General features: G+C 43.0%; 15 protein-coding genes. All 15 read right to left on the bottom strand.

What is annotated here, in order from left to right:
• Positions 1 to 12 precede the first annotated feature (12 nt).
• Positions 13 to 2,919 (bottom strand): VaFE repeat-containing surface-anchored protein, encoded by a 2,907-nt coding sequence (locus tag KP625_RS01465; RefSeq protein ID WP_238298891.1) that lies wholly within the window; start codon positions 2,917 to 2,919, stop codon positions 13 to 15.
• Positions 2,920 to 3,094: 175 nt separating this feature from the next.
• Positions 3,095 to 3,244, bottom strand: a complete 150-nt coding sequence (locus tag KP625_RS01460) for a hypothetical protein (RefSeq protein WP_177970106.1) — start codon at positions 3,242 to 3,244, stop codon at positions 3,095 to 3,097.
• 30 nt (positions 3,245 to 3,274) lie between these two features.
• The gene (gene pyrE / locus KP625_RS01455) at positions 3,275 to 3,949 is read right to left on the bottom strand and encodes an orotate phosphoribosyltransferase (protein ID WP_021985098.1); all 675 of its coding nucleotides are present in this window, start codon (positions 3,947 to 3,949) and stop codon (positions 3,275 to 3,277) included.
• A gap of 193 nt (positions 3,950 to 4,142) precedes the next feature.
• On the bottom strand, positions 4,143 to 6,266 hold the full coding sequence (locus KP625_RS01450; protein ID WP_238298889.1) for a SulP family inorganic anion transporter: 2,124 nt from the start codon (positions 6,264 to 6,266) through the stop codon (positions 4,143 to 4,145).
• A 213-nt stretch (positions 6,267 to 6,479) separates the two neighbouring features.
• Positions 6,480 to 7,004 (bottom strand): LemA family protein, encoded by a 525-nt coding sequence (locus KP625_RS01445; RefSeq protein WP_238298887.1) that lies wholly within the window; start codon positions 7,002 to 7,004, stop codon positions 6,480 to 6,482.
• Positions 7,005 to 7,036: 32 nt separating this feature from the next.
• Complete coding sequence (locus tag KP625_RS01440) at positions 7,037 to 8,227, bottom strand: DUF2207 family protein (protein WP_238298886.1); 1,191 nt, start codon at positions 8,225 to 8,227, stop codon at positions 7,037 to 7,039.
• 126 nt (positions 8,228 to 8,353) lie between these two features.
• Positions 8,354 to 8,830, bottom strand: coding sequence for a DUF1648 domain-containing protein (locus KP625_RS01435; protein ID WP_238298884.1), 477 nt, complete (start codon positions 8,828 to 8,830; stop codon positions 8,354 to 8,356).
• Between the two features lie 63 nt (positions 8,831 to 8,893).
• On the bottom strand, positions 8,894 to 9,091 hold the full coding sequence (locus tag KP625_RS01430; protein ID WP_021985103.1) for a hypothetical protein: 198 nt from the start codon (positions 9,089 to 9,091) through the stop codon (positions 8,894 to 8,896).
• Complete coding sequence (locus tag KP625_RS01425) at positions 9,092 to 10,129, bottom strand: SPFH domain-containing protein (RefSeq protein ID WP_238298882.1); 1,038 nt, start codon at positions 10,127 to 10,129, stop codon at positions 9,092 to 9,094.
• Positions 10,130 to 10,322: 193 nt separating this feature from the next.
• Positions 10,323 to 11,746, bottom strand: a protein-coding gene (locus KP625_RS01420; RefSeq protein ID WP_238297613.1) for an IS3 family transposase whose coding sequence is annotated in 2 segments (ribosomal slippage) — positions 10,323 to 11,257 and positions 11,257 to 11,746 — 1,425 coding nt in all. Because the reading frame shifts where the segments join, the coding sequence is not laid out codon by codon here.
• A 136-nt stretch (positions 11,747 to 11,882) separates the two neighbouring features.
• Positions 11,883 to 14,288, bottom strand: coding sequence for an AAA family ATPase (locus KP625_RS01415; RefSeq protein ID WP_238298880.1), 2,406 nt, complete (start codon positions 14,286 to 14,288; stop codon positions 11,883 to 11,885).
• 15 nt (positions 14,289 to 14,303) lie between these two features.
• Entirely contained in the window at positions 14,304 to 15,446 is a 1,143-nt protein-coding gene (locus KP625_RS01410; protein ID WP_238298878.1) for a metallophosphoesterase family protein, read from the bottom strand.
• Positions 15,447 to 15,526: 80 nt separating this feature from the next.
• Positions 15,527 to 15,754, bottom strand: a complete 228-nt coding sequence (locus tag KP625_RS01405; protein WP_238298876.1) for a purine biosynthesis protein PurH — start codon at positions 15,752 to 15,754, stop codon at positions 15,527 to 15,529.
• Between the two features lie 24 nt (positions 15,755 to 15,778).
• On the bottom strand, positions 15,779 to 16,540 hold the full coding sequence (gene truA, locus KP625_RS01400) for a tRNA pseudouridine(38-40) synthase TruA (protein WP_238298874.1): 762 nt from the start codon (positions 16,538 to 16,540) through the stop codon (positions 15,779 to 15,781).
• 97 nt (positions 16,541 to 16,637) lie between these two features.
• The gene (locus KP625_RS01395; protein ID WP_238298872.1) at positions 16,638 to 17,264 is read right to left on the bottom strand and encodes a GNAT family N-acetyltransferase; all 627 of its coding nucleotides are present in this window, start codon (positions 17,262 to 17,264) and stop codon (positions 16,638 to 16,640) included.
• Positions 17,265 to 17,300 lie beyond the last annotated feature (36 nt).

Below are 17,300 nucleotides of genomic sequence, written 5' to 3'. Positions count from 1 at the left end.
GCTTTTCTTTTCTTACTTTTTCTTTTTCCGCCTTTTTATTGTCAGCATCATAACAACAGCAACCAGGCTTGTAGAAGCAATCAGCAATATCAAAAATAAATGTGCATCATCTCCGGTCTTTACTTCCGGTTGAACATCATGCGGTCTGACTGCAGATAATGTTTTCACCGGTTGCTCTTCCTCTTCTGGCTCTGGCGGCATCTCCGGTTTCGGCGGAATATAGATTGTCTGTGCCATATCCGCAAGGTCTTCATGTCTGGCAACAACTTCACCAGGATATGCTTCATCCGTCATAGTTTCGAAGAATACAATTTCCGTGTCATACAATTCTTCTGTCATTTTCAAAGTATACGTCACATCCACACAGCCGTCCGTAGCCGTTGCCTGAAAGCTTTCTTCCGAACAACTCCATAGTTCCTGATCCAACATTTCACCTGTATCTTTACGATACGGCTGCCCGGAAATCGTATACGTATGTCCCACATCCAAGTTCTCCATCTCAACCGTATCTATACAGAATATCTGATTCTCCGTCCGGAAAGATTCCAAATCGAATTGCGATTCTTCACAGTATGCTTTTGTCCGAATTTCCGGGAAAAACATATCAACAAAATCGCCGAGATCAATCACTGTTCCATGCTCTGTAATCTCAAATGTTTGTGGTTCCATAGTACGATATTTATCTTTATTTGCTTCACATCGTAACTCTTCAATCGTATATTTCCCATATGGCAGCGCGCCCTTTGTATCATCCACATCAAGACTTCCAAACCAGATACCGCTTTCCGTCTGTCCGCTGTTTGTATCCTTTTCATGTGAGATATAGGAAGCTTCCGACGAAAAATAACCTTTCTCATCCGTCCAGACAATATGCGATTCTCCATATACATCTGTAATTGAGAACTTTATATTTGCAAGAGGCATTCCATCTTCATTCACCTTCCGAAATTTTATATCTCCACGAACACCTTCCTCTACTACCGTAATTTCCTGTTCGATAGCAAGCTGCCTTCCATCACTTCCATGTAAAATTTTTCTCACATATACAGTTGGATCCACCACATATCCGTCTGGTGCCTGAATCTCCTGAACGGTGATTGTTCCCGCAGGCAATATGAAAGATCCATCTTTATCCTTAAACAATGAATCACCTTCTACAAACCATGGTTCTTCCTGTGAAAGATGAATTTCTCCCTGCTCATCCGTTTGAAACATCCATGTCTTAGATGCCTGTATTCCAAATTCCGAAGGATTCTGATCCATACGTGCAGTATAATATTGAACCTGGTACAATGCATGTGCTACAGGTAATCCATCTTCTCCGCATTTACGAAGCAGCAGGCCTGTTCTTGCAACTACCGGCAGATCCTCCATCACCACATGTGTCACATTCTGATCTGTGTTTGTAATCTCAACCCACTTTGGTTCTTTGTTTAATTCCATACAATCATTCGTTTTTGTCTCCTGAATCATATACCACCCAAGCGGCAGTCCCATCCTTGACTTTCCTAAGCACAAAGAATCATATCTGCAGGATGTAACAATCCCCTGTCCCTGTTTATCTATACTAAAAACGCCATATACATCCCCGATATCTGTCTGCTGATTTCCGGACACACGGTACACCGTATATTCAATATCTGCATAGGTATAATTTTCGTTACCTGATAGCATATCTTTATACGAATCAAACACCTGTTTTGATAGAGAAATATATCCAAGATATGGCATTTCCGGTCCGACAATCCTGTTATCTTCGTATCCAAAGCCTTCAGGATGAATTGCTGTTGCATTCTGATTTCTTGGCTGACCGAGAAGCGTATGCTGCCCTGCCACAACCCTGGTCTCATATATATTTAAGTCCAGGAGCCATCCACCCTTTACCGGTGGCGTAACCTCCCGTATGTAATAAGTTCCTTCCGGCAATTCCACAGGTGTTCCACTAGCATTCAATTCTGTGTAAGCTACTGTAGATATATTATCCGCTGCAGCCTGTCCCGGCTCTCCCGGCTCAATATAACAATATCCCACCGCGTTTTTCATTGCCTTCGCATCCGAAACACTGGTATATACTCCATAATTTGCCCCACTGATGTCATACAACACCGGATCTGTCCGATACAATGATTCATCATAATTCTTGCATACTTGAACTGTTCCCGGTGGTTTTACTTCCTTGTACCTGAAAACCATCATTCCGGTACATATCTTCCTCTTGTCTACCGCATTTGCCAGATAATATGATGCCCGAACCGAATCCCAGCCTGAGCTTGTAAGATGTCCAACAAGCGCGGATCCACCACCTGCGATTGCACAATGCACCTGATCCGAAAAGCTTTTATTTACGAAGCACACCACATCACCGCTATTTGTCAGACTGTCAAACAATCTATCAAATTGTTCATCTGTACTGGCTGATGTGAAACAATTTACATCTTTATATACACATTCCCAGTTTTCTGTTGCCTCGAGTTGATTTGATATTTGAATCACGCGCGTCATTCCCGACACAGCAGCCTTTTGACCATAATACCCATACAACGCCTTTGATACATATGTCGCACACAGATTGTCCTGTTTCTTTCCGCTTCCTCTTGGAATCGTCATTGCGTACGCAACAAATGGATTCTTCGTATCCGGTGTAATTCGATAGTAATCTAATGCCGAACTATATAGTTGTACAGCATCTTCCAGCACCTCCACCGTGACATCCGCTTTTTCATCTTCAAAATCCGCATCTATATGCGTTGCATCCCCAATCGTTCCTGTATCAATCTCACAGGTACTCTCCTGCGATGCAAATGGAATGAAATAATTCTGCATGATAAGAAATATTACGATACCATATGCAGCCCAGCGTTTCCATGTTTTATTTACTTGTAATTTGTGAATTATATCTTTCAAAAATGAAATAAACATACATATTCCTCCATACCTTTACCATATGTAGAAATCTGTGGAACTTCTTCGTATGTCTATCAAAAATGAAAAAAGAATTCAATTTATTTGTTAAAAAAGAGTATGGTAACTGTACCATACTCTTAAAAGTTCTGTCAATCCAATTCCGTAAGTTCACTTATTTTTCACAATCTCGCTAAAACGTGATATCTTTCTTGCCTGTGATCAGGCGCGCACCATTCACGATCATCGTAACACCTGCACCAACTCCGACAAGAATTGTCACAATTCCTATAACCAGGTTGCTGATTCCGATTGTATTGAGCTTATGATATAACTTCTCCATACTTTAGACCTCCCATACTTGCAAATAAAACTATTTTACGCCATACTGCTCATAATATGCGTCAATCGCTGCCTTCAAGGTGTCATCAATCACAACCTTCCCCTTATAAGGCTTGTTGTACAGATGCTCTACCACCTCTGCCATGGTTACGATTGCAGTCGTCTTTAATCCATAGTTTTCTTCGATTTCCATCAGTGCACTCTTCTCACCCTGACCACGCTCCATACGGTCAACCGATACAACAAGACCGAGCACATCGACATCGCCCTGCGCCTTCACGATCGGGAGTGTCTCCTGAATCGAAGTACCTGCGGTTGTTACATCTTCGATAATCACAACCTTGTCACCATCGTTGATTGGACTTCCAAGCAGGATTCCCTTATCCCCGTGGTCCTTGATCTCCTTACGGTTTGAGCAGTAACGGATATCCGCATCGTACTTGTTGGCAATCGCCATTGTTGTAGCTACGGAAAGCGGAATTCCCTTATATGCCGGTCCAAACAGCACATCGAAATCAAAGCCGAACTTGTCCTTGATTGCCTCCGCATAATACTCACCCAGACGTGCTAACTGGGAACCTGTTCTGTAAAAACCTGTATTCACAAAAAATGGTGTCTTTCTTCCGCTCTTTGTCACGAAATCACCAAACTTCAATACGTTACAATCGATCATAAATTCAATAAACTGCTCTTTATACTGTTCCATATCGTATAAATCCTCCTGTTTTTCGGGCTGTCGGCAGCAACAAACAACATTCACGCGTGTAGATTCATTGTCTGCCATAGATTTCTATATACGCCACATAATCGTATATATTCTAGCATAGTTACCTGTTTGTTTCAATCTGTTTTACACGAATCGTCAAAGCAGAATTTCGGCATCTCCCACATATAAGCAATCAATGATTCCGGTCATTCTTCTCCCGCGACTGCAGTACAAGCTCATACACCTTCGGATGGCGTTCTTTCAGATGTGCATCAAGCACATGTCTGCGCTCCCTGAGACGTTCTGCAAGTTCCGGATGATTCTTTGCAATCCGGTCATGCACCTGTTTTCTATGTTCCTCAATCTGCATCGCAAGGGTATGTTCATCCTTGCCGGATATATTGACAATCTCCTTCAGGTGTTCCTCCAAGTGTTCCAGCCACTCATCTTCGTCAAGTTCCTCCATATGCGCCCATCGTCCATGCAGCAGATCCTCGATATCACCACTTTCTTTTAACTGTGCAATCTGCTTTTCAATCTGACGCTCGATCTGTTTTTCCGCATCGGAACCAAACGCCCACACGAATTCCTGCACCCGGTTATCCGCCCGCTTTCTTGATGCACTGCGCTCCTCATTATCCACGCCATCCTCCAGCGGATATGGACGGTTGATTCCCATATCCTTCAATGCGATATGGATGGTTCTGCGCACACACCCCTCCTCAATCAGATATCCGAGTCCAAGCTTCCTTAACTGTTCGTTCACATCCGAAATATGTTCTGTCATATAGAACCGGATGCCCTTTTCTTTTAATAACTGATGCAGACGCTTCAGGCAGTCTGCCGCAGTAATATCCAAACTTCCGATTCCGCCCGCATCAAGGATTACAGCTTTCGTATCCGGTTTTATATGATCCTCAATATCATTTTTCAGCACCTGCACATTTGCAAAGAACAGATTGCTGCTGAACCGGTAAACAAGCACACCGGACAGTGCGTGAATCTGGCTGCTTTCCTTCAGATCACGGAAATGCTTATGCCCCGGCTGAATCCCAAGAAAGCAGGTGGATGGCTTCGCTGTCCGGATGATCACCTCCGCAAAGGAAAGCAAAATACCGATCAAAACACCATTGATCGTACCAAGCAGGAGTACACCGAAAAATGCGCCGGTAAAGATCATACATTCCGTCCGGCTGACCTTCCAGAGCCGTGCCATCAGATCAAACTCCGTCGCCCCAAGCAATGCCGATATCACAATCGCGGTAAGCACCGGAACCGGCAAATAGGCAATAAATCCCGTTCCACACAGCAAAAGCACGATCATGGAAAGTCCTGCCACAAGTGAGGTAAGCTGTGTCTTTCCCTGATATTGTTCGCCCATTGCCGTACGGGATACGGAACCATTGATCGGACAGCACCCGGTAAATGCTGCAAGAAAATTTCCGATGGAGAATGCAAAGATTTCCTGATTATCGTCGATACGGTAGCCGTTTTTCTGTGCAAAATTATTCTCTGCGAGCAACGTCTCCGCCATAATTACAACTGCAACCGACAGGCTGACTGTCACAGCCTCCCGGATTGAGACAACTGAAAAATCCGGCATCTGCCACTTCGGAAGTCCCGTCTCCACCTTCGAGAGTGTCTGGATTCCAAGCTCCTGCACATTTCCAAACCGCGTATAGCAGGCTCCCGCAGCCATCAGAACAACTGCCATCGGGAATTTCGGAACCAGTTTTTTTGCAACAAGCAGGATTACAAGTGATGCCACGCCTAAGAGGATGGATGGCACATTCACATGCTTTGCTGTCTGTCCGATGTGCTTTGCCAGTTCAAAAAACTCTCCGGTTCCTGCCGTACCGCCAAGAAGCTTCGGCACCTGCATAAGAATGATTGTCGAGCAGATACCTGTGATAAATCCTCCCATCACCGGAGCCGATATGTAATTGACGAGCTTTCCCGCCTTCATAAAAGAAAATGCAAGCAGCCACACCGCGACAAAGAACGTAAGCACCGGAACAACCGCCATGGCTTCTTCACTTCCTGCCTCAACATGCAAAGTCAACAGTGCAGTACCAATCAGTGCTGCCGGAGCCGCATCCACGCCGAATATGAATTGCGGTGACGTTGAAAGAAGCGCAAACGCCAGAATCGGAAACACCGACCCATACAGGCCATACACCGCAGGGAGTCCCGCAATCAGGGCATATCCCATCGAAATCGGAATAGAAACAGCCATGATGATGAGTCCCGATAAGATATCTTTCCCTATATTCTTTTTATCATAGTGCCGTAATGTATGCGCCAATGATAGCTTCATATGATTCATCTCCTGTCATAATTAACAATCTTCCTTTTCATATCGCCGGTCTTACTCCATACGGTTTTCAAACTAGCGTACCGGCAAGCAATGACACAACTGTCACAAACTACATTCTAACATAAAAGAAAAAAAGTGGATATATTTTCCACTTTTTCATATGATTTCTTATACTTATTTCGTAAATTGTCTATAATTTAGTCTTGGCATATCTTAAAAACGAATCCCCGGATTCTCCATCTTTCCAAATTCCAGCAGAGATAATTTTGAAAGATGAAATATCTTCGCAAGGATTGATTTCGGAAACATCTGCAATTCGATGTTATATTTCGTGGCTGCATCGTTATAAAACTGTCTTGCCTTGCTCACGCGGTCTTCGGTCTCAGCAAGCTCTGTCTGCAGCTGCAGAAAGTTTGTATTCGCCTTTAATTCCGGGTATTGTTCTGCCACTGCAAACACCTGACGGGATGCCTGATTCAGATCAACACTTGCCTGATACCGCTCAGCTCTCGTATCTGACAATGCCATCCGGTTTCGAAGCTCTACCACGGCTGTGAACGTTTCCTTCTCATGCTTTGCATACCCTTTTACAATCTCCACAAGATTCGGAATCAGATCCGCCCGTCTGGCAAGCTGAATATCAATCTGTGACGCCTGATTCTCCGCCCGCGTCTTTAATACCATAAACTGATTACATATACAAATCGTCACGATTACCAATACTAATACGACAGCCATAATTACAACTCTTATTATCCATGCTCCATCCATCATTTCTTCATCCTTTCCTCCATATGTGCCATGATTTCTTTTTGTATCTGTATATTTTCCTCCAGCAAAACTGAGTAGATCAGATAATCATCCCACAGCGCCAGCGCATCCTTTTCAGCCTCATTCAGATACGAATAATCGTGAATAAAATTCTTCATGCCCCAGATATATTCCGCATATTCATTTCCGCGTTCTGTCCGCACATAATCAACACGCTCTGTCAACTGGCTGCTCCGCATTTTCAAATATAAAAACGGTATCAGCAATAGTAAAAAGAAAAGCGCAAATACAGTAAAACAAAGTGCCATCGTCGAAAGCAGATGCGGCGTGCGGATCATCAACTCGACCTCATTTGACTTTCCACTTATCATATTCATGCATTCCATCATCCAGTTCAATCTCCTGCCAAACCAGAATACCTGATCCGGCAATGGAAATGCGATGTTGCTATATGCTCCCTGCATCGCCGACTCCATTATGCCGGATGAAATCAGCAATATACAGATAATCAAAAGCATTCCCCAGAAAAACGTGAGCATCTTCACATGACGTTCAATCGCAGATGGAAGGATTCCACTTCGTTTCTTCAGGAAACCATCTGCTCTTGCTTCTGCCACGACTTGTTCTTTCCATTCTGGCAGATATTTCTTTGCTGTTCCTTCCAAAAGTTTCCCGATCAGGAAATGATCACTCTCCCGCAATTTCTCATTTGCCCCCAGCTTGGGATCTCCCTGTATGTACCCATCTTCCGTTTCCCGAATCAATCCTAGATGCTCATACCAGAGAATATACGCACTGAGATCCTTTTCTTCCTCAATCTGCAAATCTTCAAGTAAACTGATTTCTCCCGGTGTCAGTCCGGTAAGTTTATCCCGGTAATAATCAAGATCCTGCATCGTCACAAAGGTACAATTCGAAAGCAGTTCTTTCTTTGCACCAAGCAGTTTTGCCCTGCGAATATAAAAAGGAATACAGCCAAACATCAGCGCAATCAGAAATATGATTACTAAAAATCCAAGTGCATTCGAAAGCATCATCTGTGCCTTAGACACAGCGAAAATTTCCCATCCATAACGAAGCAGGAGCACCCCCATGATGATCGGAAAAATCAACCATGTACGATGCTCCTGCTTTACTATATCATTCAGATGTCCTGTTCGAAACCGCTTCTGACTCATCGAATTCTCCAATTCCGGTTATCAATAAAACCATACATCGTTCTACTTAAACTATGTGATCTTATCTATAAAATATCAGTTTCCTCGGTTCGAATCTATCTGTACTGTGTAATTCTCATGTTAAGTTTTCGTTAAGCCCTACCGGTTATGCCGCACACACGCGACAATACACCATATGATAATTCCAAATAAAACTGCCATGAATATAAACGTTGCTGCAAGCATGCCATCCATCTTCTGCATATAAGCGGTTATCGTGCTATAAAGCGTAAATACACCAAAACAAAATTCCATCCCCACCATCATCCAGACAACGTCTCTGTACACACGCACCGCATGTTCCGGTTTTACTTTCACCGGCATGCTCCACAGATCGGGTGGCAGGAAATGCAGGATCAGACTGCAGATGCCACAAGTAATCAGCATGATGATTGGTAAAAATAAGAAGGAATACGGAGATCCATATCCATCTGCATTTCCAGCCGCGTCAAAATGTGTTGCTATTTCCTCCGGCAGCTTTGCAGACCATATAATCCCGATCACAATCGATGCCCACATCAAAACATAGGCGAGTATCTCAACAATCTTCTGCTTGAATGTAATGTGGTTTTTCATCTCAACTCCTCCTTACCTTGGGAACGTTGTTTTTGTCATGAAGAGTGTCCCCCCTGTCTCATATTATTTGATATCCAGTTCCGGTGGAACGTCAATCTCCTCAGAGACGTATTTTCCATCTTTCTTCCGTTGTCTCACGCACTCGGATAGGAGATATTCAATCTGTCCGTTGACGGATCGAAAGTCATCTTCTGCCCATGCGGCAATATCGGCATACAGTTTTTCCGATAAGCGGAGCGGAATCTGTTTTTTCGCTGCCATCTAGTATAAGCTTCCTGAGTTCACGATTGGCTGCGCATCATGATTGCCGCACAAAACTACCAAGAGATTTGAAACCATAGCTGCCTTTCGCTCCTCGTCCAAGTCAACGACCTGTTTTTTATTTAATTCTTCTAACGCCATTTCTACCATTCCAACCGCTCCGTCTACGATCATCTTTCTGGCATCTATGATAGCAGATGCCTGCTGCCGTTGCAACATCACGGATGCAATTTCCGGTGCATATGCAAGATATGTAATTCTTGCTTCCACGATCTCAAGGCCTGCCTCATTGACCTTGCTCTGGATCTCATCACGGATTCTTCCGGCTACAACCTCTGCGGAACCACGCAGACTGCCTTCATCGGCTACACCGTCACCAGTTGTATCAACATTCGGTGCCACATCATACGGATAGACACGCACAATATTACGAAGCGCACTGTCACACTGCAGGGATAAATATTCCTTATAGTTATCGACATTGAAAACTGCCTTTGCTGTATCCATTACACGCCAGATAACTGCAATTCCAATCTCAACCGGATTGCCGAGACAGTCGTTGATCTTCTGTCTGCCATTGCTCAGTGTCATCGCTTTTAATGAAATCTTCTTTCCTGATGCAGAACCATCAACCGATACAGATGTACCATCCGCAGAGATGGAAAATGCACTCTTCGCTGCTGTCTGCTGGATATCACCACTCTGCGCAAGCTTCGTTGTTGCTGCCGGATTGATGGCTGTACAAAATGGATTCACAAAGTAAAAACCAGCTTCGCGGATTGTACCAACATACTTGCCAAACAACGTCAAAACCAATGCTTCCTGTGGCTTCAACACCCGAAGTCCAATCAGTGGAAACCATCCAAGTGATAACACAACGATGGAAACAACCATGAGTACCAGATAGCCGGTTTCTGCGGAATCCTCATATCTGACTGCTCCGAATACAGTACCTGCAATCGCAATCAGATAAACGAATAAAACAGTTAGCAATACTGCCATACCTTTTCGCTTCGTAGTATAAATTTTCTCTTCCATAACCAATTCCTCCCTTTGAATCAATGCATACTTTATTTTGATATCAAAATAATATCACTTTGTAGCACACATGTCAATGTACTCTGTTTGATTCATCTTTATAATTGAAAACAAAAAAGACACCTGCAAATTGAGGTGACCCCCAAAAGTTAGACTTTATTGCGAAGTGGATTTTCCACTTCGCATTTTTCATTTATGCAGCCAAGAGGCGTTTCCTGTATTGTACAGGGCTGAGCCATCCTAGTTTCTCTTTGATACGTTTTTCATTGTAATACTTGATATATTTTTCAATCGCCAATTTAAGTTCATCAAAGCTATAGTATACAACACCATAGTATATTTCCTGTTTTAATAATCCAAAGAAGTTCTCCATAACAGAATTATCATAGCAGTTCCCTTTCCGTGACATACTTTGAAAAATACGATTTTCTCTTAATCTATGAGAGTAAGTCTTCATCTGATATGCCCACCCTTGATCCGAGTGAAATGTTCTCCTAAACCGACAATCAGAAGTGATTGTGATTGCTTCTTCCAGAGCAGTCATTACACTTTGTGCAGATGGTCGTTTATCAATACCAAAGCTTATGATTTCTCCATTATACATATCCATAAATGGGTCAAGATATAACTTCTGCATCACCATTCGTCCTTTTTCATCTATCTCGTAATACTTAAACTCTGTTGTATCTGTTGTAATCTTCTGATGCGGTATATTGGTGTGAAATCGTCGTCTAATTCTATTCGGAGCAACTGTTCCCACTTTTCCACGATAAGAGCTATACTTACGAGATTTTCTAGTGAAAGATGTCACTTGAAGATTTAGTCGTTGCATTAACTTCTGTACTTTCTTTTTATTCACCACGTAGCCTTGATTGCATAATTCTGCCTTCATTCTTCGATAGCCGTAGTCTTTGTGCTCTGCGTGTAGTTCTAGCATTTTAGCCTCTAATTCAGCATCCGGATTTTCTCTATCAAATCGCTTTTGCCAGTACATGTAGGTTGCTTTCGGCATACCTGTATATGAGAGAAGATCTTTTAGTTTGAATTCTCTTCGGAGGCTGTGGATGACTCTTGCACATCTCTCATTTTTGCTTCGTCCTCTAAACGCAGTCTCCTCAGTTCTTTTAAAAAGGCGTTCTCTATCCTTAACTTTAATAACTCATCTTCAAGTTCTTTGACATGTTCTGCGCTGGTATCCACTGCACGCTCTTCAAACGAAGAGGTTTTAGTTTTATGATTGTCTTTTTGATTCAATGTTTTCTTACGACCTTTCTTCTTAGGTCTCAATGCGTCAGGACCAGCAATCCGAAAGCCTTGAACCCATTGAGCAATCATTGCTGCATTATTTATTCCTTGAGACAATGCTAACTCCTGATATGAAACCTCACTTGATAAATATAACTCTACCACATGAAGCTTAAATTCAAAAGAATAATTCTTTTTTTCTCTTGATCGCATCAAACCAGCATCGCCGAATTTATTATAATAGTCCACCCAATTTAACACTTGTCTTTTGTTTTTTACATTGTACTTTTGTGCTAGATAGTTGTACCCTCCTTCGCCGTTCAAATAAGCAATTACTACTTTTTTCTTAAATTCAAAACTATATTTTGCCATAAAAATACCGACCTCCCAATCGTTAGATTTTTGGTCTAACTTTTGGGGGTCGGTACAAATTATCTGCAAATGTCCTTTTCCTGTAACTACCAATGTTTCTACTCCAAATCATTTCGTCTTACAAAATACAGTGTTTCTATAAGCAAATCACGTTTCCATGCATTAAATCCTGATATTTTGCATCACATGTTGTAAAGATGACCTGATTTTTCTCTGCAAACTTCTCGATGAGCCGGCAACTCTGCTTTACTCGTTTTGCATCCATATCCACAAATGGATCGTCAAACACAGCAAGTCCATTTCCTTCCGGGAATAAATGCTCCAGCATGGCAAGCCGGAATGCAAGCGAGACGGTCTCCTCAGTACCTTCTGATAAAATATCATATGTCAACATATGCTTTCCACTGGCAAGCGATACAGACATTTTATCATCGATGGAATCGAGCGCCACCGCTCCGTCAGAAATCACATCAAGATACACGCGAAAATTCTTCTCGATATCTTCAACCGGATTTCCTCCTATACTTTCTTTCATCTGTAGGAATGTATCATGAATATGAACCCAATGCTCATATTCCATCTTTTTTGCTTCCCACGCAAGTCTTTTTTCTGTAAACGCGTCGTGATATTCCTCTGCTGTTTTATCGTATTTTCCAAGTGCAATCTCCGCAGCACGCAAATCTTGTTCCTGCACTTTTATCTTTGACTCACACACATCCGACTTTCCTTGCAGATCAGTCAGATACGCATCCGTATCTGTAATATTCTGATATTCTTCCGGAATCTGTGCCATCGTCTGCAATTTTTCCTTTTTTGATGTAATATCCAGTTTTAACTTCCTAATATTTTCAGCTAAGGCATCTTCGCTCTCATATTTTTGCTTATATCCATCTAAAATTGCGCTCACACTGCCAATATATGCATCAATCGTATTCCGACCGCATAACTGCTCCACCTGCCGCTTCACTTCTTCTACTGGCTCTACATCCACCGGTATCTCTTCATTTTGTTTTTGTAATGTCTCCCATGACGTATCTCCAAGCATCGTATCAAACAGATTCTTAAGATTTGCAGCTTCTGTATTAACCTGTATATATTGATTTTCCATTGCCTGCAGATCTTCAAGTTCTTTAATTCCGTATTTATCCTGAAGTTCATGAAGCTTAGCATCATACTTTACAATATTCGCTTTCACCGTTTCTACATCAACACCCTGTGGCTGCAATTGCATTTCCATCACACCCGGGATATGGACAACAACCGCTTCCGTAATAGCAATAGATCCGTCCTTCCCAGAGATCACTTCATCGTTTGCAATCGATTTCACAGTGATTTCCGTATCACCAAGCTGTTTGATTTTCGCTGCCAGATTCATGCCGGCAAGCTTGCTTTCTTCCTTCTGTTTTTCATTACTCCACGTTCTGTAATTCGTAACATCCTGCGCATCAACCACGTTCAGTGAATCAAGTTCCTGTTTCTTCTTCTCATACATCACTCGTTTATTTGCAAGTGTCTCAAAACGTTCACGCAACACTGCCTGTTCCAGTCTCTCCTTAAACAAGTGTGCCTGCTCCTGGTTGTGTTCAAACTTCGGCCAGCTGATGTAAATTTTTTCCTGTTCCTGTACATCCCTCTCTGCCGTTTCGAGAGATGCACATAACAGATTTTTCTGTTCCAGCACACGCATGACTTTCTGAAAAGCTTCTTTTTTTGTCTCCACTTCTTCCTTCTTTGCTCTCAGTTGACGAATCTGCAGCTTTCCACTTTCAACATGTTCTTCTAACCTCTCACATTCCTGCTGCTTTGCACGCGCTTCATCCATCTCGTAGTATGCCGCTGCTATCTCACCAACATTCTTCTGCCATTTGTTCTTATAGGACGCCCTGGAAGCACCGCCCTTTGGTGCGTCTGCTTTCGGATCCCACTGCCCGGACAACTGCTCCATATGCAGGCTGATCATCTGTTCCATCTTATCGAGTGACACACCACCCGTCTCAAGTGCTGCCTGTGTGAGCGTGGATATCAGAACATCTCTTGTCTGTCCCAATTCATCAATATCTGCTTTTTTCTGCAGCTTACTCATGATGCTTTTCACTGCCATCTGATTTCGTTTCTGTGAAGCAAAAATAATTTCATCATAAACGCCCGCAGAATAACCCAATTCCTCCGTTAAAATCGAATTAATCTGATCTATATTTTTGATGGATGTTCCATCCGGACATACCAACCTGCAGGTTCCGGCACCTTTTTCCCATTCTTTTTTTATTTTGTATGTACCATTTTCCGTTTCAAACTCCAGTACACCATCAATCACATCCCCTTGTGGTCCCTGCACTTTCTTAGGAAAATATTTATCAAGAAATTCTACATCTGTTCGCCCATCCAGTTTTACATCTTTAAAAAGCAAAAAATATATAAGATCAACAAGCGTACTTTTTCCTGTTTCATTATCCCCGATAATCAGATTCAACCCTTGGTCAAACTCAATATTTTTTCGCTGAATCCCGGCAAACTGATCGCAGCCAACATTCTGTATGTTCATAACAGTGTTCCCCTCCTATTTATCCTTACACGCCTTCACCAGTTCATAAGCCATCTGCAGTTCCGTCGGATTTCCAATAAACTGTTCCAGAAACTGTGCAGCAAAACTTGTCTGTGCATATTCCGCCCGTATCTTTTCTACACTGATCTCTTCGTTTAATTCCCGGTCATCCACTTCATAGGTCAGATATTTACCGAACAATTCCTTATAGATTTCTTCTTTTTTCTCATACTCTGTCTGTTTCACTGCTCCGGATAGTTTCACTCGAATGACCGAATTACATGAAATATCTTTCAGCATGTCACTTACCCCATCGAAAAGTGCCGTATCCGACTGTGGTTTCATCTGCCCTTTCAGATCATAAAAGCGAATCTTACCACTTACATATTTCCGTGCAGATACCTTTTTCTTTCCATCTTCCTTTGAAATAGAGATAATAAATCCATTTCCCTCGGTTGCATTGCTCAGGTCTGTCTGCACATGTGTCCCTGCATTAAAAATCTTATAACCGGTTGTCTCTTCCGTTTCCTTCAGGCAATTCGGATATGGAATATGTGTATGCCCAATCATCCACGCATCCACAGGGATATCCAGAAGTTCCTGCTCTGTCATGATAAAATACTGTCCATTCATATCCGGTGTCACCCCCTGAATTGCTCCATGGGCAACTCCTATATTAATCACTGACGGATCGATCTGGGCCTGTTTGATCCATCCAAGATTATTATTTTCCGAATGTTTAGACTGGCAGTATGCAGGATATACAACAACTGTCTCATCCATAGTATCAAATGTATAAGCCTGATACTTATTCAGCAAAACAACATTGTGATCAAGTTTAGCAAGTGCTTTTTCAAAATCCTGCCACACCTTTTCATCACCGGTATAATAATCGTGATTTCCCGGCAAAACCAACACTGTACCTGAAAACGCTGCCAGAATTTCAGCAACTTGCTTTACATCTGCTACTTTGACCGTATTTGTATTCTCAAACAAATCCCCCGTTACAATAAACAACTCGCACTTATCCCGTTCAGCGTATTGGATCATATCCTGCAGACACTCAAACCGGCTTTCAATCAGCAGATCTCGAATCTCCGGATATCGGTCGTATTTTTTTCCGATATGATTATCGCCTGTAACAAAACATTTAACCATCTCTTATCCCCTTCCGTTTTTCATACCTAGCAATCATTGTACCCGCTACAGGTACAAATGTCTATGAACGTATAGTTCAATCACATCGGGCATCTGCTTCGCTGTGGCATGTCTTCTCCCTTCACATAACGGGCATTAAATTCCATATTAATCTCTCGCAGTTCCTTCTTCCCATCGATGTAATCCTGATACATCTCCGCTAAGCCACTCATACAGCCATCACAGGTTGCCGCAATATTTCCGAGCGATTCCGCTACGATCTGCTCACGTTCTTCCTTTGTTGTGTCCTTAATCAAATATCCTGACATCTTGTGTCCTTCCTTTCGTCCTGCTCAATACTCTACTTCCAGAAGTGTAAGGCCATGCGGAGGTGCTGTCGGTCCCGCCGTCTGCCTGTCACAGGCCGCAAGTATCGCTTCCATATCTCCCGCATCTTTGCGTCCATAGCCAACCTCTAACAACGTTCCGGTCAATATTCGAACCATATTCTGCAAGAAGCCATTTCCATGAAAGGTCATCCGCAGATACCCTTTCTCCTGTATGATCGAAATATCATAGATTGTCCGCACCGTGGACTTCTTCATTTTATTATTTCCACAAAAGCTTTTGAAATCATGTGTACCTGTAAGATAGCCTGCTGCCTTTTGCATCGCTTCTATATCCGGCATACGGTCTGGTGTCCCATTCGTAACCCATTCCGGCAATACCCACGTATACATCCGGTCAAACACCGGCTTTCCATCACCGACATAGCAGGTATACTGATACACCTTTCCCTTTGCATTGAGTCTTGCATGAAACCGCTCGGATGCCACCATGACATCCCTGACACAGATATCATCCGGCAGATAATGATTCGCATATGCCTTGATCTCTTCCGGTGTAAGCGTAGTATCTAAAAATCCACTTGCAACCATCCCCTTTGCATGCACACCCGCATCGGTTCTCCCTGCTCCATGGATCTTTACATCCTGATTTGTCATTCTGGCGAATACGGTTTCCAGTTTCCCTTCGATCGTATCCACTTCTTTTTTACTTTCCCAGCCATGATAGCGCGTGCCATCGTAGCTGATCGTAAACCTATAATTATTCATCGTCTCTCCTTGGGGACGCTTCTTCTGTCACAAGCAGTGTCCCTCTGTCACATCAAAACGGAGAGGCACTGCCCCTCCGCCATACTTATACATTCATCTAGAAAATCTGTCCCGGAAGTTTCTTCTTTTCCTTGTACGGAAACTGCTTGTCAAACGCTTCCACAGCTTCTTCTGCAACGAAATAGCCTTCCGGCGGCGCATACACGCCGGTTATGCCATCCAGATACCCACGTTGCAGCTCCCTGCACAAGAAGAATGGAACATCCTCCCCTTCCGGTACCCCATGATAACGGATTCCATACCGGCTCGCATAGGTAAAGCCGCTCTTGCCGTAGAAATCGATATTTCCTTCCAGGCAAAGAGCCCCACATCCAAGCTCCCGTGCCTTTTTCACAGAATAATCAAGCAGGATTTTGCCATACCCTTGCCGTTTATACGCAGGTGCGATACAGATCGGCCCCATCGTCATGATCGGCACTGTCTGTCCATCATCCGCGCAAATTTCGGCACGCATAAACATGATCTGTCCGATTATTGTCCCGTCAAGCTCCATTACAAAATCAAGCTCCGGCACAAACGCCGCGTCCTTCCGCAACTCATGCAGCATGAAATGCTCCATGCATCCCGGGCGATACACATTCCAGAAGCTCTCCCGAACCATGTTTTCCACTTCGCGATACTCTTCTTTTCTCTCTAAACGAATCGTAATGTTGTTTTTGCTCATATTTATTATCCTCCTGAACTTTGTCAACGCCAAATG

The sequence above is a fragment of the Eubacterium sp. MSJ-33 genome (assembly GCF_022174665.1).
Lineage (GTDB): Bacteria > Bacillota > Clostridia > Lachnospirales > Lachnospiraceae > Coprococcus_C.
Note: the sequence above shows the minus strand (reverse complement) of the source record. Positions and strands in the feature narration are given on the sequence as shown.